18 protein-coding genes are annotated in these 24203 nt (G+C 62.6%); 4 read left to right on the forward strand and 14 right to left on the reverse strand.

Features of this window, described 5'->3' with window-relative positions; translation table 11 throughout:
• The coding region (locus EN943_RS17950) for an SMC-Scp complex subunit ScpB (RefSeq protein ID WP_164778244.1) at positions 1-414 on the forward strand (414 nt) is incomplete at its 5' end.
• Positions 415-513: 99 nt separating this feature from the next.
• Here EN943_RS17950 and EN943_RS17955 read toward each other — a convergent pair.
• A complete protein-coding gene (locus EN943_RS17955) occupies positions 514-1965 on the reverse strand; it encodes a hypothetical protein (RefSeq protein ID WP_127413931.1) in 1452 nt (483 codons plus the stop codon).
• Positions 1966-2160: 195 nt separating this feature from the next.
• Between EN943_RS17955 and EN943_RS17960 the strand changes: the two genes are divergently transcribed.
• The 3 genes from EN943_RS17960 to EN943_RS17970 are packed head-to-tail and all read left to right on the forward strand — an operon-like array spanning position 2161 to position 3618.
• The gene (locus tag EN943_RS17960) at positions 2161-2670 is read left to right on the forward strand and encodes a DarT ssDNA thymidine ADP-ribosyltransferase family protein (protein WP_127413933.1); all 510 of its coding nucleotides are present in this window, start codon (positions 2161-2163) and stop codon (positions 2668-2670) included.
• 1 nt (position 2671) lies between these two features.
• On the forward strand, positions 2672-3385 hold the full coding sequence (locus EN943_RS17965; protein WP_127413935.1) for a hypothetical protein: 714 nt from the start codon (positions 2672-2674) through the stop codon (positions 3383-3385).
• Positions 3386-3393: 8 nt separating this feature from the next.
• On the forward strand, positions 3394-3618 hold the full coding sequence (locus EN943_RS17970; protein WP_127413937.1) for a DUF6650 family protein: 225 nt from the start codon (positions 3394-3396) through the stop codon (positions 3616-3618).
• Between the two features lie 21 nt (positions 3619-3639).
• On the opposite strand, the gene EN943_RS17975 is transcribed toward EN943_RS17970, so the two are convergent.
• The 13 genes from EN943_RS17975 to EN943_RS18035 form a co-directional block, all read right to left on the reverse strand.
• The gene (locus tag EN943_RS17975) at positions 3640-7029 is read right to left on the reverse strand and encodes a UvrD-helicase domain-containing protein (protein WP_127413939.1); all 3390 of its coding nucleotides are present in this window, start codon (positions 7027-7029) and stop codon (positions 3640-3642) included.
• Positions 7029-9683 carry a PD-(D/E)XK nuclease family protein gene (locus tag EN943_RS17980; protein ID WP_127413941.1) on the reverse strand — a complete coding sequence of 885 codons (2655 nt, stop codon included), beginning with the start codon at positions 9681-9683 and terminating at the stop codon, positions 7029-7031. The genes EN943_RS17975 and EN943_RS17980 overlap by 1 nt, the downstream gene beginning before the upstream one ends.
• A gap of 210 nt (positions 9684-9893) precedes the next feature.
• On the reverse strand, positions 9894-10334 hold the full coding sequence (locus EN943_RS17985; RefSeq protein WP_127413943.1) for a DUF6527 family protein: 441 nt from the start codon (positions 10332-10334) through the stop codon (positions 9894-9896).
• Positions 10331-11503 carry a ThiF family adenylyltransferase gene (locus EN943_RS17990; protein ID WP_127413945.1) on the reverse strand — a complete coding sequence of 391 codons (1173 nt, stop codon included), beginning with the start codon at positions 11501-11503 and terminating at the stop codon, positions 10331-10333. The genes EN943_RS17985 and EN943_RS17990 overlap by 4 nt, the downstream gene beginning before the upstream one ends.
• The gene (locus EN943_RS17995; protein WP_127413947.1) at positions 11478-12233 is read right to left on the reverse strand and encodes a multiubiquitin domain-containing protein; all 756 of its coding nucleotides are present in this window, start codon (positions 12231-12233) and stop codon (positions 11478-11480) included. Before EN943_RS17995 ends, EN943_RS17990 begins: the two co-directional genes overlap by 26 nt.
• An 82-nt stretch (positions 12234-12315) precedes the next feature.
• A complete protein-coding gene (locus tag EN943_RS18000) occupies positions 12316-15717 on the reverse strand; it encodes a UvrD-helicase domain-containing protein (RefSeq protein WP_127413949.1) in 3402 nt (1133 codons plus the stop codon).
• A gap of 1 nt (position 15718) precedes the next feature.
• Positions 15719-16297, reverse strand: a complete 579-nt coding sequence (locus EN943_RS18005; RefSeq protein WP_127413951.1) for a hypothetical protein — start codon at positions 16295-16297, stop codon at positions 15719-15721.
• Complete coding sequence (locus EN943_RS18010; protein ID WP_127413953.1) at positions 16294-17151, reverse strand: DNA-binding response regulator; 858 nt, start codon at positions 17149-17151, stop codon at positions 16294-16296. Before EN943_RS18010 ends, EN943_RS18005 begins: the two co-directional genes overlap by 4 nt.
• A complete protein-coding gene (locus EN943_RS18015; RefSeq protein ID WP_127413955.1) occupies positions 17148-18227 on the reverse strand; it encodes a nucleotidyl transferase AbiEii/AbiGii toxin family protein in 1080 nt (359 codons plus the stop codon). The genes EN943_RS18010 and EN943_RS18015 overlap by 4 nt, the downstream gene beginning before the upstream one ends.
• A complete protein-coding gene (locus tag EN943_RS18020; protein WP_245475892.1) occupies positions 18224-19024 on the reverse strand; it encodes a DUF6088 family protein in 801 nt (266 codons plus the stop codon). The genes EN943_RS18015 and EN943_RS18020 overlap by 4 nt, the downstream gene beginning before the upstream one ends.
• Before the next feature lie 124 nt (positions 19025-19148).
• Entirely contained in the window at positions 19149-21782 is a 2634-nt protein-coding gene (locus EN943_RS18025; protein ID WP_127413958.1) for an AAA family ATPase, read from the reverse strand.
• A complete protein-coding gene (locus EN943_RS18030) occupies positions 21779-22903 on the reverse strand; it encodes a DNA repair exonuclease (RefSeq protein WP_127413960.1) in 1125 nt (374 codons plus the stop codon). The genes EN943_RS18025 and EN943_RS18030 overlap by 4 nt, the downstream gene beginning before the upstream one ends.
• A gap of 13 nt (positions 22904-22916) precedes the next feature.
• Positions 22917-24203: DUF3320 domain-containing protein (locus EN943_RS18035; protein ID WP_127413962.1), on the reverse strand; the 1287-nt coding region annotated here is incomplete at its 5' end.

Consider the following 24203-nt stretch of genomic DNA (forward strand, 5'->3'; position numbering starts at 1 on the left):
GCTGTAGGTGGAAGTGGGAAGACGGCTGACCTTACGCAGTCGGAGGTTTTGGTGCTGATGTGCATCGGCTACTTCCAGCCGATCACCCGCGCCGAACTGTCGTCTTTCTTCGGCAAGGAGATCAGTCGCGATTTTATTGGTCATCTGCGCGGTGCCGGCCTGATCGCTTCCGGTCCGCGCAGCCCAACGCCGGGCGCGCCCTACACCTATGTGACGACGAAAGAATTCCTGCTGGAGTTCGGGCTCGACACGCTGCGCGACCTGCCGGATTTCGAGGCGCTCGAGGATGCCGGCCTGCTGAGCAAGGAAAGGCTTCTGGCTGGCGACATTCCAATTGCGATAGGCGGGGTGCTCGAGGAGGACGATGAAATCGAAGGCTGTGATCTCGATGTCCGTTCCGAGGTGCCTGAATGAGGATCCTTCCAACCCACCCTTAGGCGGCATTCGGCACGCGAGCTCGACGTCGTCATCGTGGCGTCCGGGGGCAATCGCGCCCCCGCAGCGGCAACAGGATTATCCTACTGCATTGCTCTCAAATCTGAGGCCTTCACCCAGCAGCCAATTCATGTAGGCGTCGCCTTCCTCTAGATCGACGTCTTCCGCCTTTGCGTGCTCGTAACCCATGAAGCAGCGGGCCTTCTCAAAAGAACATGGAACGGCTTTCATGAGCCATTTGGCACGAGCCAACTTTGCAAGGGCATCGCGTGCGTGCCCGTGATACTCGTCCACGGCTGCAACAAGATCGCGGTTGTTCCGCGCCGTCTCGATTGCCCACTCATAGTCGACATCGTGCATCTGATTAGGGGCAATTGCGACGATAGCAGCCTCTACCTCTCCGAGCGTCAAGCTCGACTCCTCAAGCGTGCCATCACGACGCTGGACCTCAGAAATGATATGCCGGCAGTCTTGGCAGATGAGCACAGTGACATGGGAGCCGATTACCATTCCACCCGTCATGTCGCCACCGCGCCAGTAGAGGTTGCTGACATCCTCCTCCGCGATCCAATCCCGGATGATGTGGATGCGCGCCGTCCATTTTCCCTTGTTCGACTTCCTGCATATCTCCCGCTTGGAGCGCTTACAGCACCCGCACGTCCACTCCTCGCTTACAGCATTCCAATGCTTTTGTTCGCCGTTCTGGCTCCCTACATCGGCGAACTCAGCATCGCTGGGCGGCTTGCCGGCAGGCTTCACCTTCCGTTTCGCTGATTTGCCAACGGCGTCCCGTGCAACCGATCGGGCAAGTACTTTCATGCCGATGCTGCTACGGTCTAGGTGCGGCAACGCGTCTGTAACCTGCGCCCATACCAGCGCCCGGTCATCGATCCAGAAATCGGCCCGCACCCCAATGGCCACTTCGCGACGGTTCTTCCCCTTGGCGAACCGTATTGCCATCCGCTCAGCAAAATCGAGGCGATCCGCGATGTCTGGCTTCACCCGCTCCCACGTCGTGCGTGCGGCCTCAAAATCGACTGTATGGACACCGTTGTCGGTGGCGCGAATAAACCCGGTGATTTCTTTTGGGGAGAAAGTGAAGTCCCAATCCACGGCGCTGTCGAGTGCCGCCTTAGCACTTCCCTCTGCCAGATTGCAGTCGATACAGATGAGCGTTCGTTCGAAGCGTTCCACGAACTGGAGCATGCCGTACTTGGCATGCGACACTTGGATGTTGAACTCGCGATCCTCCGACTTCTGGTTGATTTCCTCGAATAGCTTCCCGGCCTTATCGCCTAGGTGGTCGTGGTGCAATTCAAGTTGACATAGCAGGACGCCGGATGTCGTGAGTCTCGCAATCTGCGGCTTTGCCCTCTGGCAGCATGGGCATGTCCAGCCCTGCCAGGTGCCAGCCCATGCCCGATTGAGATTGAGCTTATCGGTGTTGAACCTGCGCATAAGCGCTTTGGTCTGCGCGCTCCATCGGCCGTCTCGCATTCGCGCAAGCTGTTCCAACTCGTCGTCGGTCATGCTTTCGATGTCTGGGATGGTGATCGTTATGGAGCTGCCGTGCACGTCGATTTCGAACCATAGTTGGCGATGTAGAATTCAATTTTCCTCGTATAGAACAATTGAGGAACGTCGCCAATCTGAACACCTTGGCTCGGATGATGGCCTTCGGGCGATGACTGCCGTAAGATTCCACCGGTGTGGGCGGAGGGGAACATGGCAATTGATACTCTTGAGAAGGTGCCGCTGCTCTATCACTTCACTGATCGGAGGAACCTGCCGCTGATTAAAGAAATGGGAGGACTCTATCCACTCGCGCAGCTTGACCAGAAGAAGGTCAAGGTTCCGGCACCGGGCGGCAATGAATGGAGTCGGGACGCCGACGCGTTGAAGGGAATGGGCAACTACGTCCACCTTTGCTTTCGTAGCACCCATCCGATGGAGTACGTTGCTCGGCAGGATGGGAGGATCACGGACACGATCTTTCTGCAAATACACCCCTCGGTGATGCAGTTCATGGGTGTTCGTTTCACCAACGATGTCGCGAACAAAGCTGGCGTCGAATCGGTTGCTATCGGAGAGGCTGAACCGCTAATCGATTTTGGGATACTTTACACCCGAACGGACTGGAAGGACCCGGCGATAAAGGCGCGTCTCACGCAAGCGGAGAAATACGAGGTGTTGGTTCCCCATGTCATCCCGCTCGGCTTAATAAGGAACATTTAGAATGGCTGAGAGACCCGTTTTTATCCCTGCGACTGAGGACGAAGGTTACGTCAGGCGATTGGATTTCGAAATTCCGTGGGCCGGTGGCTTCGCTGAAGTTCAGAAGAAGAAGAATATCCGGTCGCTGCATGAGGCCGCCAAGAAAGCCGGATATGTGCCGCTGCTAGAAGTCTCTAGCAAGTCTGATGAAGTCGCCGGTCGGCATCTTAGCGCGTTTCACCTGCGCGTGATGACCAGCATCGGCGAGATACCGCTGGAGAACGCCTTTCAGGGAAGTAAGGTATTCGAGCGCGGCGGGCCGTACACCGATCTGTACGAGGTTGAACCGCGCGATGCGAAGCGCGAGCCACGACTCCGCGATTCCGGCGCACTGGTGGGCTTCAAATTCGACGGCTTAGAGTTCCCGCTAGAACCCACGACCGTGTTCTACGATTGGCTTTATCTCAATGCCATCTTTCCTCACCGTGTATGGCTCAAAAATCGAGTGGATGGCGAAATGCAGTATGCCGGTTTCACTGACATAGAGTTCAACCCTACCAAGTCGGTCAATTGTCAGGCGAAAACGTGCGCTCTGTTCGTAGTGCTCATGAGGGAGAACAAGCTGGAGCGCTACCTGAAAACGCCCGAGGTTTTCATTGCCGCGATGGCTGCTCATTCGCTTCGGCCGACCGAGCACCAACCTCATTTGAAGCAGGCCAGACTTAGGGTCGGCTAGGAGGAGGTATGCGCAATTTCTTCCGCAAGAGCAGCAAGGTCACTGCCGAGACCGCACGCCGGGTAACCGGCATCAGTACACCTGTCTTCGGCGTGTCTTGGTCGGACCCCAGCCCCTCAGAGACAGAAATCGTACGCCGCGTCCTCGTGTTTCTCGAAGATCGACGCGTCCTTTCCAATCCCTTCGATAGCGGCGGCAAGCCCATCAATGCGTCGACCGTCGCTAGACGTTGACAGCATGCACAGTTCCTCCGATCAAGCCGCCATCGGCTGGGCTGTCGGCCCGACACCGATCACCGCACCTGTGGTCATTAGCACGATCAGACCGCGCTCGGCTCCGGTCATGTCGAGATAGGCCCGAACCTGCGCGCGGTAGTGGTCGAGTGTCTGAGGGGCGGGCGCCACATCGCTCTTCCAATCCACGACGACGGCGGGACGGCCTTCAGACGTCAGAGTTAGGGCGTCTGCGATCCCGGCCGTTGCCGTTTCCGCCCCGTCGGCCGCATACGCGGCATAGACGGGAAATTCGGCGAAAAGATCCGGTCGTAAGACCACGATGGCGGGTAGTGCCAGGGTCCGGACAACACAGCCCGCCAGCTCTTCCGCCGATAGTCCCGTAACCGGATCGGCGACCGAAGTCCGGCCGAGGGCACGGATGAGTTCGGCGGCCCGTTCGGCAAGGGCGGCCTCGGCCTCATGGGTTTCGCCGGTTAGCACCTCTTCCATGAGCTTGTGTAGGATCAGTCCGCGTTCGCGGCCTCCCTGAACCAGAACAACGGCTTCCAGTTCGGGTGGCTGGCCATCAGCCGATCCGGTCCAGATCCTGGAGTCGTTTTCCTGCAGCAAGGCTCCGGCGGCGTTCTCATCGCGGCTGGGCGCAAGCCAGATCAGTCGCGCCTGCCGCGCGGCAATGGCTTCGGCTTCCGTGGCGAAGATCGCGCGAGTCTGGGTATTGGCCGCTCCAGTGCCAGCCGACGCGACGTCGGCGGGCAAATGCGAGAGGTCCAGGCCGGGGAGTTCGGCCAGCGACAGATCGACGAGACCGATCCAGGCGGACTTCGACGGCGTTGTGTCGAGCCGGGGCAGGATGAGAAGTTCGCGCGCGCGCGTGGCGGCCACGTACCAGAGCCGTATGCGCTCCCGATCCAGCTCGTCTTTCTCAGTCTGATGCGCGGCTTCGTAACCGTCCGGCGCCACGCCCAGGACAGGGCAATAGAAGGTGTCCGTCTGTCGGTCGGTGATCGCGCTGTCGGGCGCCATAACGCCGGTCATGGTGTTGACCGGAATGACGATCGGCCATTCGAGCCCCTTGGCCGCGTGCATGGTGAAGAGCGCGATGGCTTCTTCCTGTGCGTCGGGCCGGCCCTCGACGGCGCGCGCCTCGTCGGCCCAAGCTGCCGTCATCGCCTCGGCGAAGGCGCGGAGGCCGCGCACAGCGTAGCCGGTCGACAGGCTGAGATAGAGATCGACATTGGCAAGCGCGCGCTCGGCCTGACCACGATGGCGCTCAAGGAGGAGTGGGCGTACGCGCATCACATCCACGGCCTGAGAGAGCAACTCGTGCGGCGTCGTGCTGTTGCCGCGCCGGTAGAGTGATTGCAGTCTCTCGATGATCTCGCGTGCGAGTGGGTGCCCGATGGCAGCAGGGTCGACGCCAAGGTCGAGGCGCGGGATCCGAGCAGGTTCCTCCTCGGAGCGCGGCAGTCCCCAGATGACATCCAGCAGCTCTTCTTCCGTGAGGCCGACCAAGGGCCCGCGCAGCAGGGCGCCGAGCGCGAGTGTGTCGCGACGATCGGCGAGGACGCGCGTCATTGCGATCAGGTCCTGAATTTCCTGGCGACGGAACAGTCCCTTGCCGGCCTGGGTCGCCACCGGAATGCCGCGGCGTTCCAAGGCTTCCTCATAGCGCCACAGCTCCGCGCCGGTCGGCGCCAGCAAGGCGATTTCGCCCGGCTGGCAAGGGCGTTCCGCTCCACTGCGCCTGTCGATGATGGGGTAGTTGTCGATCAGCCGGGCGCACAGATCGGCGATGGCATCGGCCTCCGCATCACGCTGCTGCTCGGCGCTGGCCTTGCCGTTTTCGTCGGCGACCGCGATGTCGAGGGCCGCCACGCACAGGCCGTCGCGATCGTCGTGGAACGGGTCTAGGGCGGAGAAGCCTGGCTGCCCCTCAGCCGAGAGCACGGCCTCGAAGCGCTCGTTAACGAAGGTGAGGATCGAGGCGCAGGAGCGGAAATTGGTAGAGATCGACAGGAGGCTGTCGGGGTCCTGGGCGCGGAAGGCGTTGCGTGCCTGCACATAAGCACCAACATCGGCGCCCCGGAAGCGATAGATCGCCTGTTTGGGGTCGCCGACCAGGAAGAGCGCTCCCGGCCGGATTCGGAACCGCGTCCAGTCGTCATCGCGATCGGGCTCGCCGCACAGCCGCCAGAAGATCTCGGTTTGCAGTGGATCGGTGTCCTGGAACTCATCGACTAGCACATGGGCGAAACGCTGGCCCAGTGCGCGGCGTACGGCGTCATGATCGCGCAGCAAATCGCGCGCGGCGAAAATCAGATCGTCAAAGTCGAGTTGGGCGCTTGCACGCTTGTGGTCGCGATAGCGATGCAGGATCGGACGCGCTTCTTCGATCAGCGCCTTCAGACCCTGACCTGCCGCAGCCTGGAGAAGCGAAACCCAGGCGTCGCAGCATCCGGTGTAATGGGCGTCGGAGGCGTTGTTCAGCCGGTCGCCGTCGGCCTTGGAGAGACCAGCCTGTCTTGCCGCGGAGAGCCATTTGCCCTTCTTGCGGTAGGAGGCGAAGGCACCAGCCTTGGTGCATAGGTCCGGGTGTGGACGCGAGGTCAGGAGCCGGACGAGGCCCGTGGGCGTTGCGGGATCGGAACCGTTCGCCAAGGCGGTTGCCATCTCGGTCAGCCGCTCGACGATCACCACCGTTTCCGGCTCGTCCGCCGCCGTGGCGCCCATGAAACCCGCGAAATCCGCCGCGGCCCGCCGGAACGCCTGCAGATGGTCGTCAAGCGGCGAGACGGGCGGAGCCATGAGCGTGCGGCGGCGGCGCAGATTCTCGGCAATCATGTGGAGGAGCGCCACGGTTTCACCGGGGCTGTGCAACACCATCTCGGCAAGAACGCCGCCCTGGCTGCCGGACAGGCTCTCGCGCAGCCAACCGTCGACAATTTCGAGGAAGGTGAGATCGGCCTGGTTGCGATCCATGACGCTGGCGCCGGGATCGATGTCGGCCTCCGCTGGATAGGGCTTGATCAGGCGCTGGCAGAAGCCGTGGATGGTGGCACAGGTGATTTCGTCGATCGCGGCGCTGGCTGCAGCGAGATTGTCGCGATGGGCCTGGGTCAGCCCATCGGGCAGCGCCACGCGCAGTTCTGTCGCGATCTTGCCAGCCGAGAGGTCGGCGACGAACTCACGGACACGCGACAGCAGCTCACTCGCGGCGAGTTCGGTGAAGGTGACGGCGGCGATGGAACGCGGCGAGACGCCCTCTGCGAGCATGGCGGCGATGCGGCCGGCCATGACGGCTGTCTTGCCCGAACCCGCGCCGGCCTCGACCAGGATCGAACGATCATGAAGGCTGATCGCATCGCGGCGCGCCCCGTCATCCTTCAGCTTCTTGGACAACTTGCTCATTATTCCACCTCCCAGACCTGAGCGACTTCGCCAAGCCGTTCTGTCGCGGCGGCCATCTTGCGTTTGTAATAGGTGGCGCTGGCATTGGCCGGTAAGGCGAAGGCGAGGTCGTCATAATCGCCCCCGGTGTCGGGGCCTTGCAGGGCCGCACCTCCAGCAAGACTGGTCCTTGCCGCGCTGAGATAGCCCGTAATCTCCGCGAGCACGGCCTCGGGATCGTCGAGCTGCAGATCGACGGGCTCGCGCGGGTAGAGCAGCGAGGCGCTGATGGCGACGTCGTCGCCGAGGAGCGCCTTTACGGCGAACGCGTAGAGGCAGCGCTGAAGCTCGCGACCGCCGTTGAGCCGGATGTCACCCCGCGGCGGGCGGCCGGTCTTGTAATCGCGGACAAGCGCGCGCTTACCGTCGCCCGAGATGTCGAGCCGGTCGATATAGCCGGCGATGTTGAAGCCGGTGTCGGGGATCGTGACGGGCGCGCTCGCATCCCACGGCGTCTTTGCGTCGGATTTTGGTGCCGAGCCGCCGAAGGGGACTTCCCCATAAGCGCGCGCGCCGGGCAAGACATCGTCGCCATAGGACAGGGCGCGGCCAGCCATCACGCGGGCATCCTCGAGACTGCGGCCCCAGATGACGGCGGGAGGAAGCGGACGCTCGCTTTCCCAATCGGCGGCGACCGCTTGCGCGGCACGGGCCACCGCCGCTTCAACGGTCTCCGCGCCGGCGGATGCGAGTCCGTCTCCGGCTTCGAGGTCCCTCAGCGCACGGTCGAGAACCATGTGGACAAGATCACCGGTCCCGAGCGCGTCGAGCACGAGCGGTTCGGCGGTGTTGTGCGGTTCGCGCCATCCGAACGCATAGACCCACACGAAGCTGAGAGGATTGCGCAGCAGGCGGCGAAGCGAGCTGGCCGACTGGGTGCGACCAAGGATGGCGAGCACCAGCGGATGGTCCGCGCGCACGAGCCCGTCATGGGGGGTGATCTGCGACTGCCGCCAGTCGCGCCAGCAGCCTTGTGCGCCGATAGACTGCGGATCGGCGGCGAACTCCTGAGGCCGGGCCATGAGGCGGTCGGTCTCACTGAAGGCATGAACCGGCGTCGCGTTGCGGCGAAGGTAGGTTTCATCGCCATGTCCAGCGAGCAGCGGGCTGCGTCCCAGGAGGCGCCCGTCGCTGTCGCGCCGGGCACGAGAGAGGACGACTTCAGCAGCCGTCGTGGCGAGGATCGTCTCGAAGTCGCGGCGGTCGGCGAGATTCACTGGAAGCGGATCGAGCACGGAGGTCGGGATGATGTGGTCCGGGATCAGCCGGTCCTCGGCAAGCCCTCGCGGCCAGCGCGAGGAATTGAGCCCGAGGAGCCGAATGAAGCGGCGGGGCGACGCCGCGAGCGCACTGGCCGGCATCCAGGCGACAGAAACGCACGCTTCCAGTCCGTCCTCCCGTTTCAATGTCCGCAGTGTCGCGTCGATCGAGGCGGCGGGGCCGGCGAGCAACGCCTTGCGCCATATTGCGAGCGCGCGGCCCTTGAGGAAGACGTCACCGATCTCGCTGGCGGCGTCCGGTCCTTTTGCCAACGTCTCGACCGCTGTGCGCAGCGCCGCGGCATGGTCCGTGCCGCCGGGCCAGTCTTCCGGCGTCAGCCGGGCCAGCAAGCGGTTCCAGGCGCCGGTCGTCGAGAGCGGGGCATCTGCCGGCAGGACGCGCAGCCAGCCTTCGGGCAGCACCTCGAAAGGGCCCGTGTCCCGGCACAGTGCCGCGAGGCGCCGTAGGCGCGACTGCGACAATCCGCGAACGACGATGTCGGCCAGCGCCGCAGCCGCCTGCCCCTCGCGGGTGGTCACGGTTCCGACGCCGTGGACGAAATGCAGGTCGATATTGGCGTCGGCGCGCAGGGCCAGGAAATGATCGTCATACTCGGCGGGAGACGTGGTCGCGATGGCGATCTCGGATGGCGACACGCCAGAGGCGAGCAGGCGCCGGGCGCGGCGCATCGCTTCGATGGCCTCGTGATAAGCCGTCGCCGCGCTCACAGCACTGATCTCCGGCGTTTGCGCCGGCGCGCGTGAAACGGCAACGCCGGTGCCTTCCAGCCACGCGGGGGCGCTCCTAGGGCCGGCCGTCCACTGCACCGGGATCTGCGCGGTGAGGGCTCGGAGCAACGGCCTCCAGCAGGGCGAGAGTTCGGTCAGGCCGATGATTTCCATCGGACCGATGATAGCCGGCGCATGGCCGACACGGCCGGTCGCCGCGTCGACGATGTCGACAGGGCGCATCATGCCGGCGGGAAGCTGGTCGAGGACCGCAGCTTCCAGGCGTGCGATGGCCTCCAGGCGCGGATGATCGACCGCTCGCGCAGCTAGGTCCATGCCCGCGCGCCACGCCTTGTGCAGGGTACCCGCAGCTGCGTCGATCATGCCGGGCAGCGATTTGATGCTCTCCAGTTCGCCCATTGGCGTTGCCGGCAAGACGGCCTGGATCGCGGCGCTTAGGCTTTCATCATCAATCGGCCGGACGAAACCTCCGGCGAGCCGCACCGCCGCCTGCTCGAATGACATGACCTGCAGGCCATGTCGGCGGTCGCGCGCCGCCGCCAGGCGGCCTTCCCGCATGGCGAGGCGGCCGTGAACGACGAGGGTGGATCGGCCCGAGATGGCCATTGGGGGGTCGCCTCCTTTCGAGGTCAGTTCTCATTCGGGCACCGGCCCAGGGCCGGCGCCGCCTCGCGCGTGACTGTTACGTTGCGATATTTTCTGACGGGCTATTTTGTGAGAAGTCTGTCAAACCCGTTCATGAAAGCTATCTATAGCAGGCAAACACTAGAATTCCGGGCGAGATGCTCTGATGGAATGTAATCCACAAGTTTATCGTTAGAATCGACTGGATATCCGGTTCCAAAGGCGCTGCCAGAAGCCTGGTGCCACCTTGGGCGGAACGGGTTGAGCGGGAGATTCGGCCATGGGCGGTTGCCCATAGAAATGAGCTTTGGCGGCGCGATCACGCCGACGCTCGGCGTCCACTTGCTCGTCGCTCCAGGGGCCGGCTTCGACCACCTTGCCGCGGTCGATCACATAGTGCGACCGGCACGGCAACGTCCAGTTGCCGATCGACGGATAAAGCGAAATGGTCTCACCGTCGAACGTCATCTTCCAGTCCGTGGGCGTGAACGGCGTGACAACTTCCTCGCCGCAACCGCAGCAGCAGCTGTGGGCCGATGTCGCATATTCCATCGACACGTACAGCACGCCTGTCCCAAGGCGCTCGGGAATGTGGTCGACGAAACGATGCTCGAGTCGCTTGTGGCGTATCACGTGAGGTCCCCATTGATCAGCATGTTGCCGTCGGTGGTGTAAGTGCAGTTATGCTCGCGCTCGAGGTCTCGGTAGAAGCCGCGGATTTTCTTCCACTTCACCACGGCAAGGACAGCATTGAGGGCATTGAGATCTGCAACCTGAATGTTGGACGCATAGATGTCTTCCTCGCCCCCACCGGCGAATGAAATGCGCTGAGGCACATGATCCCGCTTCTGAGGCGTGCTGGCGGTCACCCGCAGGATGCCGCCCAGTGATCCTTCGTCGAGCTCAAGGCCCATGCCGACATCGATGAACACAGCGCCGGTCGCCTCGAGCTTCTCGACGATCAGCCGCTTCGCATCGCTGGCATCGAGCGACAGGAACGCGAAGGTAACGCCGTCGAGAAGGTGCAGGTTATCCGGCCCGAGCGCCACGTCATGCGCCACGATATTGCGATGCATCCGGCTATAGATATCCTTCAGATATTCGACTTTCTTTGGCGCTTGTCGCAGTTCGTCCAGGCTCGGAGCGCCCGGTGCCCGAAACGCGTTGTGGGTCAAGAACTCGTCGCTGTCGAAGAGGCGGATCTCGCGAACCGGCGTCTTGGCGACGAAATCCAGGATGTAGCCGCCAGTGCCGCCGACGCCAATGAAGGCAACCCGGTCGCTGGCCAGCCGCTCGGCCAAGGCGCCGATCCCGACACGGTCCGAGGCGGTCTCGACATAGTTGAAGACGCTGTCTTCCTCTGCTTCAGGCTCACGGATGGTGCGAGCCGTCATGCCGGGGTTCAGCACCGCGGCCGGACCGGCGATGATGTTGGCGTAGCTGGTCATCTTGTGGTGATAGTCGGCGTAGCCCTCGGCCGGTTTGCTTGAGAAGGCATGCGTCGCCTTCAGGCCATGTCCGAGATCGAAGGCGCCGGTTTGGTGCGCGATGGCCTGGATGGGCGACCCGTCGGCGTGACACGGGAAGTCGCCATCCCAATGGGCAACATGGGTGTCGGGCTTGCGCGTCCGGTCCCCGGCCAGTGTGAGGCTGGAGATCAGGGTGCCAATGCGCAGCTGCCGCTGTGCATCGACATAGGGCACCTCGCGCATGACGAGATATCCACCGCGCTGCTGGACGAAGTAGCCTTCGTCCCTCAGCCGCTTGAGGTCTGGGTTAAGACTGAACAGTGCGTGTGACATTGAACACGGTCCCCTTTTTCTTGACATCGACAGAGCCGCCAGCCCCGAGCTCACCGGCGTGCGGCGTTGATGCCGCGTGGCGGTAGGTCATCGAGAACACGACGTTGGGCTCGTGCTGGCCCGGAAAGGCGAGATGGACGATCTGCTCGAACGTGACCGTGTCGTCGTTCACCGTGCGCGGCCGCGAATTGACGATGATCTCGAACGTTGGCGGCCGCTTCGGCGCGGTGATGAAGCGCTCGATGCCGGGTTCGGCTAGATCGATCAGCTCCCCATGTTCGATCTGGCGATCTTCGCCGCCGGGAACTTCGAGGAAAACGCCTTCGCCCTCGCCAGGTTTGGCCAGGCTATAGAGCACCTCGCCGCTGATAACGGGCTTGCCCCAGCGCAGCTCGTCGTCGTTCAAGGTCAGCTTGAAGTCGCGATCCGTCAGGAAAGCGACGAACCGCTCGGCGCCGTGCTCGCGCAGATCGAAGGGTTCGTTCAGCAGCACATCCTCGAAGTCGCCCGAGGGCAGGATAGCGAAGAGGCTGTAGCCGTCCTGAGGGTCCAGGGCGCCGGCCTCGAGCAGCTGACGGCCAAGCGGCACGGGATCGCTCACCTGACGGGACAGGAAGTTGAGATCGCCCTGGGCGAGGAGGAAGCGATATCCCCGCGCCGGACGCAGAGACCGCCCTTCGCGCAGGGCGTCACCGACGTCGTCGTAGTCGAGAAGTTCTTCAGTGTTCATTGCGATTGGTCCTTAGGTTGGGGCCGGGGCGGGGCCACGGCTCTAAGCGACCAATCGGATTGAGTTTCGCCGACCGGTAAGGTCAGGCGAACTTTTTTTGCAAGGGTCCGTCGGGTGTCGGTCCGCAGATGAAGAAAGCCGGGCAGTTCGGACAGGTGCGCGATGAGATTTCGGCCGGGAACCGTCCAGCGCGGATGTCGCCAAGAAACTTTGAAAGCTTGTCCGTGCGTCCCTTCAACTCGCGGTCTGAAAGGGAAAGCTCGGATGCCTCGCCGTCGGAGAGATGGACGAGCTCGGCAACAGCGCCGGGATAGGCCTGATTGACCGCCAGGATCAGCGCCGCGGCGCCGACATCCTTGCTCTCGGCCGATCGCATGTGACCCGTGCGGACGCGACGCACGGCGCGGATACCGTCAGGCCGCATCAGCACCTCGTCCGGCTCGACGAGGATTTCTTCGCCGCCGAGGTTGATACTGACCGCCACAGGCGCCTCAGCGATCGCTCCTGCGCGGCCCGACAGAAAGAAACGCAGCATCGCCAATGCGAGATCGCGGAATTCAGCGCGGTAGCCATGCTCCCCCAGTCCCTCACCGGCAAGCGCTGCATCGGTCCGATCAGTGAGTTCCTGCTCGGTCACAGGCAAGTCCGACGCGATAACCGCCTTGACTACCGAGCGAACCGCCTCGTGCAAGTGCATAAAGGCCGTAGTGGTCCGGCGCCCACCGACGTGCAGGACATGAGTGTAGAAAAAGCGGCGCGGGCAGGATTCATACAGAGCGATTTGCGGAGCTCCGAACTGCAGCCGTCCCTCGACGATCAAATCGATGCCCTGCGCTTCCGCCGCCATAGGAAGCGGTCGCGCCGGTACGACCGAGCCGCGCGTCAGGGTGGCTCCGAGACGGTCGAGGAAGGGCGACAGCGCACGATTGTAGCCGTTGCTCTTCTCGGTCGGTGCATAAAGGATCAGGCGATCGCGGGCGCGCGATTGCGCCACATAGAACAGGCACTCCTGCTCCTCGGTCTGGCCCGCGTGGAACGCCTCCAGCGCGTTGCCTGCGGCCCCCGCGATCATGCCGTCGGGCGCCGGACAGGGCGGCACCGGCGGTGTGCGCGGGATGGTGTCGCTGTTGAGCCCCGGAATATGGACACCGCCGAACTCCAGGCCCTTGGCACCGTGGATGGTCATCAGCCGCACGGCGTCGAGATGCTGGGCGGCTGCCGGAAGCTGACGCAGGTCGCGATCGTCGCCGAGACGGACAAGCCTGCGCACCCGGTCGAGCACACGCGTGATCGGCAGGCCGCGGCCGGCCGGCTGGACGCGCATGAAGTTGAGAAACTGCCAGATCGCGATGCCGCGCGTACGGTCGGCGAGCTCTGCGGATGCGCCAAGGCGCGCGACCATGCGGGTACGATCGAGCAATAGCGTCGCGAGCACGGTCCAGGGCGAGGCTGTCTGGTCGAAGCCGTCGAGCGCAATCGCAAGCCTGGAGAGTGCCTGACGGCCGGCGTCGCTTACGCCGGGGATCGCATCCACCTGCTGGAGCCAGGCGCCCGGCGCGTGGTCGGCTGCCCGCAGGTGCTCAAAGATCGCCGCCACGTCAGAGAAGGAAGTTGTGAAGTCGGGCCAGCACGCGATACGCAGCAAGCCCATGGCACGCCGATCGACGAGAATGGACAGCAAGGCCAGGAGATCCTTGACCTCGGCCCGCTCGAACAGGCTGCCCAGAAACAAGACGGGAACACCAAGCCGTTCGAGATCCTGCCCGATCGTCGACAGCTTCTCATTGCCGGTGCATAGGACCGCCTGGTCACGGTACGCAAAGCCCTCACCGCGAAGCTGCTCGATCGCGTCGGCAAGAGCAACTTGCTGCTGATCGGCCCGCTGCACAGTCCGCAGTTCGGGCTTTTGACCTTTGCCGTCGCGATGCGCTTCAAGGCCGCTGTCCGCATCTCCGGCGCACATGGTGGTAGCGAAGCTGGAGAAGCTTTCGACAATTTCTGGCACCGAACGATAGTTGCGCTTCAATCGGCCGCGCTTGCCGTTAGCGAAGTCCTCTTTGCCGAACCGTGCCATGTTGAAGGAAGAGGCGCCGCGAAACCGGTAGATCGACTGCTTGGCGTCACCGACCATCCAGAGATTTCGGCCATCTGGGCGCAACGCATGCAGCAACCGCACGCTGCTGCGGTTCACGTCCTGATACTCATCCACCAGGACATGGTCATATTGCGCTTGTAGCGTTGCACAGATGGCGACGTCCTTCTCGAGCAGTTGCACCGGCAATGCGACAAGGTCGCCGAAGTCGATGCAATGTGCGTTGCGCTTGAGCTGTTCATAGGCGGCGTAAACGCGGGCTACCTCGCCAGCGCGTTCAGCGACGTCGCGCGTATCGGAGTCCCCGGCTTTCGCAAGCATTGCGTCGGCGAGTGCGGCGTAGGCTTCGGCGTCGGCCACCTCGTCTTTTGCCCGGGAAACGGCGGCCAACATGTCGGCGATGATCTGGGTCGGATCGTAGAGATTGCGGTAATGAGTAAGCCTCAGGCGCGGGAACTCCTCCTCGAGGAGCTCGGCCGCCTCGGTCCGATCCATCATCCGCGGATCTTTCGGCAGGCCGAGTTCTGCATGGAAACGACGGATGATATCGAGACCGAATGCGTGGAACGTGCCGATCCACATCGCGGCGGCAGCCTCGGGTCGCTTGCGGGCGATCCGCTCCGCCATCTCTCCCGCCGCCTTGTTGGAGAAGGTCAGAAGCAAGAGGCGCCGCGGATCGACACCCTCCTCCAGAAGGCCTTCGACGCGAGCGATCAACGTCTGCGTCTTGCCGGTGCCAGGACCCGCCTCAAGCAGATACGCCTCGCCGCGATGAGCCGCCGCCGAGGCTTGAAGCGAATTCAGCGGCCGCTCGATATGCGTCGCCGCCGTCACAGGTGGCACTAGCGGCAGCAGCAAGGCGTCGAACAGCTGTTGCGCGACCATCTCGAATGGCGCGCCGAGCTTCGCGGCAATGGCGGACGCGGAGAGCCCTTCGTCGATATGGTATGCGCGCGCCAGGGTGCGCGGGAGCAACAGCTCGCGTGCAAACAGGTCCATCTGGACCTCACGGCGTTGCCTGCGGCCATAGTCGACCACCCGATCCATTCCAACCGGCGATGGCTCTGCGGCGCGGCTGGGATCAAACGTCGGTACCGGCTCGCCCCCGGGATCGTCGCCGAGCTCGACATGACCAATCTCGTGCGCGACCAGGAAGGCTTGCTCGAACGGCGAGCCGGCACTCTCGTGAAGGATCAGATCGTCGGCGGCGACGAACGTCGCACGGCCGCCGTTGAGGACGGCTGCCCCAGCGGCCGTCGGTTCGACATCAATCCCCCGTCGCCTGGCCTCGGCGACAGCAAAGTCATAAGGCGACCAAGGATCGGTGCCGGAGGCAACGAGGCGAGCATGAAGCTCTGCGGCGACTTGCCTGGCCAGCTCCACGCTGTCCATATCAATCCGCCTCTGCCAACAACCGAGCGCGCTTCTCTACCGAGATACCTGCGTCGATCAGCACCTGCTCGAATGTGACCTGCCCGCCAATCGCCGGCTTGCCGTCGGCCTTGTAGCTCCGCCCGGCCGCCAGCTGCGCGGGGCCCCAGGACAATTCCAACTGTGTTACCGAACTGCTTACCGCCTCGGCCAACATCCCGAGAAACCGTCGCGGGATACTGACGAGGGAGATCCGTCGCTCTCGTAGCGCGGTCACGACCTGCCGAGGCACGTCAAGACGCTGGGCGACGGCACGCCAATCGGCGACCGTCAGCGCCGCGAAGGGGTCGGTCATCGGCGCCGGCATGGCCGCCGCGTGTTGCGACCAGGCAGCGTCGAGGAGGGCCTGATCGGCAGCGGCCAGCGGCGCGTCATCATCGTAGACTTCGCGGCTAAGCTCGCGCGACAGGTCGACGAGCTCTCGGGCATATTCCGGATAAAGCCGCAAATAGCGCTCCAAGGTTGACCGGCCAGGCTCGCTCTCGACCGCGAACGCGTCGAGCACAGACTCGCGGGTTGGACGTTCTCCTGCGGGGCTCACCGATCTTCTCCATCGGCCATGGCCGCCCGCAGGGTGGCGAAGGCTTTGTCGCGATAGGTTCGGACGGTTTTTTCGGAGCGGCCCAGGGCCTGGGCGATGGTCATGACGTCCGGCTCCTTTGAGTCGATGGGGAAGCCCTGTCTCAGCATGTGAATGATCCTGCTTTGTTCTATCGGTAGAGCCGCAATCGCCGCATCTAGGCGCAACCGGTAAGCCGGATCGTCCAAATCCGACAAGGCGAACGGGTCGTGAACCCCGGCAGCCGCCTCGACCTCCGGTGACAGCTCACCGTTTTCCTCGTCATATTCGAGCGGTCGAGAACGGTTCTCGTCGCGCCAGGCCTGCTCCTGAGCATCGCGCCGCAGGCTAGCCAGCGCGCCGTCGAAACGCACCTCGAAGTAGTCGACCTTGTCGACATAGGCGGCGCGATCCGCCGACAGCAGCTCGACGAACCGGCCGAACACCTTGTCGCGCACGACCCCGCGCGTCAACGATTCCGTCTTGCCATCAGGGCTTTCCGCCCTGGACAAACTACGCATTACCCGTTCAATCAGGATCCGATAGAGGCGCTCAAACCACATCTCGTTGTTATCCTGACGGCTCGCGCGGATGAAATAGACGAGACATTCGCTGGGGACGTAAGCTGAGTCGGAGCGCTTCCTTATTGCAGCCCTGGCGATCAACTCGTCACGCGACAGGGCCGCCAGTTCGGCGATGAGCGCTTCTACCCTCTGGTCGCGCTTGTAGAGTTCGCCGCTCAGGCGCCGCTTGCGGAGCGGTGTTACTGTCGCTTGGCGCGTGCGCTGCGCGTCTGCCCCTTGCCCTGCACCGGCAGGTCCCTCAAACTGGTTCATCGCGCCGCCTCGCTTTCCATATCGCGCCTCTTGTTCAGACGCGTCTCGAGCGAGCGGATGCTGTCGAGCACCGCCTCAAATTCCGGAGGATCGCCGAAGATCATCCCCTTCATGGCTCTGTAATCGATGCGCAACTGTTCGATCATGGCGTCATTCGGTGCAAGCGCGAACGAGCCAGGCACGGCGCTCGCGAGATCGAAGTCCGGTCGATCGAAGAACATCCGGGCATGCGCGACGCAGTCCGCGCCGAGCGCGCTGTTAGCGATGGCGGCGTCGCCCACCGGCGTCGCGGCGAGTTGGTGCAGATCATAATAGTGTCGAGACACGCGCTGGCCGCCCCCACGCAGCTCTCCTCGCTTGTCGAACCAGCGTTGCAACCCATGGAGGATGACGATCTTGTCCCAGAAGGTGCGCTCAGGGTCGACCGTTCGCACGGCCGGCACGGTCAGGTCGAGCGCCGGCAGATCATCATCGACATAGGGTTTGATCGGCACTTCGCTATTGGGATCGAGCGCGGATTTCGCGCCAGACTCGATCTTGATCGCCGCTCGCACATAATCCGATCGCGGCGTCGCCGCTGGATACCAGATCAGCAGCGTCTGCCCGTCGGGATCGGCATCGTCGGCGTCCACCCGTCCCGCCCCGGTATCGAGGCCGGCGGCCTTGAGCCTTTCTTGCAGGATCAGAGTCAACTCAGCGCGCAGCGGGCCGTTGATGTAGGCTTGGCAGGCGTCCTTGATCGTATCGAGGCGCGCCTTGCGTTTCTTACCGCTCAGAGCGTCAAGCTCCTCGATGGTCGCCGGTTCGCCAATGTCGTCCCGAAACACCGTGACGTCGATATCCTCTGAGAAGCGGTTGATCAGACCGAAGCCTTTGGACAAGGAGGTTCCACCCTTGAAAAGGAGGCGGGGTCCCCCGTCTTTCAGTCCATTGAACAAGGCATCCAGCGTCCAGCAGACCCAGAAGTCCTTTTCGATATTCTGGGATGCCGTGCCGAGGCGCAGCGCCGTCGTATCGAAGGCGCTTAACATCGTGTCCGACCCTGCCGCGAGGACCTCGTCGAAAGCCGCATTCATGTCTTCGCGGTCCGGGTTGCGCCGCGCTTGGCGGTTCGTGTCTTGTCGGCAGAGTGCGGTTTCGGCTTCCGTCGGCCGATGGCTGCGTGATCGTCGTCGCCGTCCCTCGTTCGTTGTCGCTGACGATCATGATCAGCATCGGCACCAGCATGATCATCATCACCGACATGCCAACGACCAACGCCAGCGCCGTTTTCGACAAGCGGCTTGAGAAACACCCACATCCAGGTTGGCAGCGCCGTCATTCCCGCAGTGATGTCAGCTTTCAGCGGCGGGCCCGCAACGGGATCCTCGAAGAGTTTGGCGAGCTTGCGCTTGACGTGATCACTCTCTCCTTCACGGACCAGGAGATCGCGGAGCCAGTGAAGCGCCTGGACGACGCGCATCGCCGGTCGCCCGGCCCAGAACAGCTTGCTGGCCGCGGTCGGACGGAAGGTGATCGTGACGTTACCGAGCTTGATCGCACGACGGCGGGCGTCTGTGTGCACCACGATTTTTGCGGGGACCGCGTCGGTCAGGCCCAGATCGTTTGCTGCGGTCATGCCATCGACAAGCATCCGGGTTTGGTCGCGTCGACCAACGGCGTCGATGACCGAGCGCGGATCGGGCGGGTTGGTTTTTTGGGTGAGCTTGTTGAAGCCAGGCTGATCATAGAGCCCTCGATCGATTCGCCTGAGGGTTTGCGCCTTCGTCAACCGCTGCAACGCCTTATCGACGGCGTCCCGCGATGCGAGATCCACGAAATCACTCGGCGTCCACACCTTGCGCGGCGCGTCGTCACGGATGCGGTCAAGCATGGCTGTCTTCAGATCGGGTGAGTCGCTGCTCATGTCCGAAAATTGTAGAGGTTTTTCGGACGATCAACAAGCAGCCTGTCCGAAAGATATATACAAATTTCGGACAGGGCCATCTCATCTCCACTTAAGACCGACTCGGTTGCCAGTCGCTCATCTGCAAAATGTTTCCGCCGAGTTTTGCGAACGCGCGTTGGCGGCAGGAGAAAACGAGAATCTGCTGATCGCGTGATTGACGATGCAAAGCGTCGAACATGCGCTCAATGCGATCGTCATCGGAATAGACCAACGCGTCATCCAGGATGACCGGTGTGGGGCGCCCGTCGCGGGCGAGCAGACGGGCGAAGGCCAGCCGGGTCAGAACCGAAAGCTGTTCTCGCATGCCGCCACTCAACCTCTCGACATCCTCGTCCTGACCATTGCGACGAACGGTCTGCGGCAACAGTGTATTCTCATCGAACACTATGGAGATGTCGTCGAATAACAGTCTGAGTAGCGGCCGCAGCTCGGACATGACCGGCTTAAGATATAGATCGCGTGCCGCCGAGCGTGCAGCACCCAGCGTTGTGCGCAGCCGGTCGAGAACGGCCTTTTCGATTTCGAAGCGTCCCACTCGCTCTTCAGCGACTTCCAATTTTTCCCTGGCCTCGCGCCACGCTTCTTCCACCGCGTCGTCGGACCGAGTGCGAATATGGCCATTGAGATCGGCAAGAGTAACACGCAACTGACCTGCCTCCTGAGTGGCGGCATCCTGAACCGAGCGGGCACGGCGCAGAACGGCCTCGGCGCTGGTGAGATCGTGAGCGCCGTCGCGCAGGGGCGCGGCGCGCATTTCGGCCGCTTCGCGCAGAGTTTGCCGTGCGTTGGCTTCGGTAAGCAGCAAGCGCTCCTTTTCCTCGCGTGCTGCTTCAGGTCCCAATATGACGTCGAGGCTGGTCAGTTCCGCCTGGATGGTCACGTAAGCAGTCTCCGCGGCCATGACAGCCTCGTCGGCATGGCTGCGCAGGGGCAGGGCCTCGCGCACGTTGTTGCGTGTTGTCGTCACACGCTGCTGAGCTGCTGCATGATGTTGTCGTATCTGTTGCCAATCGACCTTAAGTTCGAGGTCCCCGGCCGCGAGGGCACTCAGTCGGGCAAGCTCTTCGTGCAATTGCTGTATTCCCTTGGGCGCGAGATCGCCGAGTCGCTGACGCGCCAAGCCCAGTTCGGCGTCCCTGTCGCGCGCTTCAACCAAGCGCTGGCGTGCCATCATGAGGCTGTCGACACCAAGGGCCGCAAGCAGGCTGTGGTGCTTCGCTTCGGCTTCTTCGATTGTCCGGTTGGCTTGCTGGGGCCGATTTGAGCGCAGGGTCAAAGCTCCGATGCCGGCAATATCTATGCGCACGGTGCCAGCAAAGCTTTGATCTTCTGCATGGGCCAAAGGCTTGGCATTGATGGTCACCAAATCGGCGGCGCCGTCCCGGTATTCCATGCGTAGCGTCGGCAGGGTTCCCAGTTGCGCTGCACGAAGGCCGGCAAGGTCGATTTCGAGCGCTTGGAGTTGCTCGACAGCCTGTTCCGGCACCGTCAGCATAGCTAGCGCTGCCTCTCCGTCTTCGATCTGGGTTCTGGCGACTTCGGCTTGTTTTAACCGGTTGTGTAGGCTGGCCAGTTGTTCGGCCGCATCGCGCGCCAAGAGGGTCGCATCCAGCCGCGCGAGCAATTCGCGTGCTTCGAGCTCTTCCCGTTCGGCTACTTGAACTTCGCCCATCGCTTGTTCGTTTTCGGCAATGGCAGAAGCGCGCCGATCGAGAACCTCACTGCGGCGAAGCTGCGCAATCGTCGACTGCTCGCGCAAATCCGCGGCTCTTTTGAGCGCGGTCCGAAAACTACCGAGGGCCTGCTTGGCTGCGTCGTGGTGAATTACGGCCAGGGCAGCTTCCGCTTCAGCAGCTTTCAGGGCTTCGCTGTGCGACTTGGCGGCCTCGACGGAGGCTTCGGCGGCCGAGATACCCTCCCGCCGGATAGCGCCTTCTTCGGGGTTTTCAAGCTCAGACAGACGTGCCAACGCCATGCGCCGCTTGTCGAGTGCATCGCGCAGACCGGCAACTTCGGCGCTGAGGCGCAGTTCCTCTTTCAGCAGCTTGTCACGCTCATCGAGCGCCGCTGCATAGAGACCGCCGCTCTTGGGACGCAGCGTTGACGTAACCAGGCTATAGAGTTCTTCTTCACATGCGGCGGCGATTTCGGCCATGCGTCGCCCGCCGGTCAGGGCTTCAACTTCCCCCTGAACCGAGGACAGTAGGCTTTCGCGTACGCGTTTTTCGCCATCCTCCTCGCTTTTGCTGCGCTTTTCGATGCCGGTGACCCCTTGGCGAACCCAGAGCAATCCTGCCGGTCCTGCGGTTCCGCCGTGGATTAGTTTGCCGATAAACGCTTCGGCCTCGTCCGCTTGAGCCAACAGTCGCCCCCGATCGAGGTCGATAACGCTGGCCAGCTTTCCTCCATAAAACTGCTTGGTAAGCCGATATCGTCCGTCTGAAGTGGTGATGTCGGCCTCCACCACCGGATTGCCCCCACTATAGGGCCGCAGCAGTCTTACGCCTTCGGGCGTCCCGGTGTGGGACTGGAAAAAGAGTGCATGGAGTGCTTCGAAGAAGGTTGATTTGCCGAATTCATTGACTGCGCAAAGCACGTTGACGCCGTCGCCTATGTTCTCGATAGCGACGCCTTGCCCAGCGAACCGTTTGACGTTGTGGAGCCGAAGGGCTGTAAGTTTCATGATCCCATCGCCTCGCAATAACTGAACAGCCGAACCAGTGCTTCTCGCGATATGTCGCGTTCGACAGTCGACCGCCTTTCGTCGGTGCTTTCATCCAACAGTGCCTGCGCTGCCTCGCGAAGGGCACCGGAGCGATCGATCCGATCCAAATCGCCGCTTTCGCAGTCGGTCGCGAGCCCGTCCCCTTGCAGCTCCAGATAGGCGTAGTCGGGCGCGGCTGCCGCGACCGCCGCTTCGAGGGCGGTTCGTCTGCTTACCCGTACCCGGCCAGACGCGACAATTCGCAGCAAGGTCTGACGCCGCAAGTCTGCCGGTGGTAGCAACGCGTCAAATGCCGCCGCGCTGTCATCGCCAGACAGCAAATGCAGTGGAGCGGTTTTCCAGGAAAAGCTGGCTGTTTCGACGGCTACGATCTCGGGCAGGGCGCCAGGCCCAGCAATGGAAACGAGAAGGGCCTGACCGGGTGTATCATGCTTGAAACGGTCAGGTTCGGGCGCACCGCTGTAGCGGCTGCGCGCATTGATGGTGACGGGCCCGTGCCAGTCGCCAAGTGCCAGATAATCGAGGCCGGCCTTGGTCGCGCGATCTGGTGCAATGACATCGGACGCTGCTGAATCTTCGGAAAAGTTCTGAATAGCGCCATGAGCAAGGCCGAGCCGGATGGCGCCTTGCGGCGTCGCGGCGCTGCTCATCCACTCGGTAAGGTCGCGACCGGGTCTGCGGGTGGTGCAAGGTGCAGGCAGCAGCGCCACGTCCGCGCCAATGGTCAGAATTTCGGGTCGGATCGCCAGTATGACATTGTCCGGCACAACGCTACCCGCAGCGCTCCACAATTGATCAGCTAACAGTGAATCGTGGTTGCCAGGGAGCAATATCCAGCGCAAGGGCGCGCTTTGGCTCATCTCGGCAAGGGCCTGTCGCAACATCGCTGGTGTAGGCGTTTCGGTGTCGAACGTATCGCCGGCCAGAAATATGGTGGATGCACCATGGACGCGTGCCTGTTCTGCCAGCCGGCTGATCGCGCTATGGCGCGCTTCACGGAGCCGCCCGCGTAGATCCTCCGGCATGTTGCCGAACCGCTTGCCGATATGAAGATCGGAGCTGTGGATGAAACGAAACATGGCGTCTCCGAGATTATGTCGATGCCAGGTAGCGCCGGGCGCGATCGATGGCCTCATCCAGCCGGGAGCGTGATATCACCGCAAGTCGCTCGACGCCGAGCATACGTGCAAGGTCGAGAGCGGGATCCGACTGTTCCAGAACGTCTTTGTTCGCGACGACGACAGCGGCTAGCTCGGCGATTGGAATGTCGGCAATGGACCGGCGGGCAAGGGCGTCAAACGGCATGCGATAATCAAGCAGATCGACCACCGTCCCCTTCTTCCATAGGAAGCTGCCGCTGGACTCATCAGTTCTATCGAAATCGCGCAGATGCAGATCGATCCGCTCCCGAATCTTGTTGCCCGTTCTGAGCCAGCCATGCGCCCGTGCGATGCGCTGCGCAAGGACGTCTTCTCGCAGCGGGCCTTCCTGTTCGATCACCGCGTCGACCATGGTCCGCAAAGTGCCTCGGTAGGCGAAGTCGTAAAAATGATCCGGGCTGATAGTGAATGCTGATAGGTTAGTGAGGCGATAAAGGCCGCCCATCGGTACAGAATCACGCATCGAATTCGCGGCAGCGGGCAAAACTGCTCCAGGTGCTGATGGGTGCTCTACCGTCGCGACGGGAGCGGCGACAAGTTCTGGCTCTGATATTAGCGACAAGTTTTCAGGTTCGCCGATCGATGCAAACTCTTCGGCTGGCAATGGGTCTATGGGGTCGACCTTATGTCCCATGTCCCATTGGATCGTCGCTTCACTTTCCTGTTGTTCAGCTTGCTTGCGACGGCTTTCCTCGAGCAGTGCGGCTAGGCTGGCATGAAGCCTCTCGGTGCAACCTTCGAGATCAAACCACCAATCGGTTGACCATACCCGGACGATGTTCCACCCGAGGCCCCGTAGGACCTGCTCGCGGACCTTGTCTCGATCTCGCGCCGTGGCAGAACTGTGATAGGTCGCGCCGTCACACTCGACCCCCGCCAGATAGGCGCCGGCGAGATCGGGATGCCGAATCCCTATATCCACTCGAAAGCCAGAAATGCCAACTTGTGGCACGATGGTCCATCCGCGCTTCTCAAGCTCGGCGGCTACAGCCTCCTCGAAAGGGGATTCCAAGGTCCCGACCGATCCGCGTTCCTGCGCTGGCAATGCCACGGCGCCGCGCTCGGCAAAATCAAGGAAGGTTTTGAGATGCTGTACGCCGATTGCCTTGGTCCGGTTGGGGTCGATCTGGTCGGCGGTAAAACCTGAAAATACTATTAGTTCCTGCCGCGCACGCGTCACCGCGACATTCAGCCGGCGTTCGCCGCCGTCCCGATTTAG

It is taken from the genome of Mesorhizobium sp. M7A.F.Ca.US.006.01.1.1, assembly GCF_003997935.1.
In the GTDB taxonomy this organism is placed as follows: Bacteria; Pseudomonadota; Alphaproteobacteria; order Rhizobiales; family Rhizobiaceae; genus Mesorhizobium.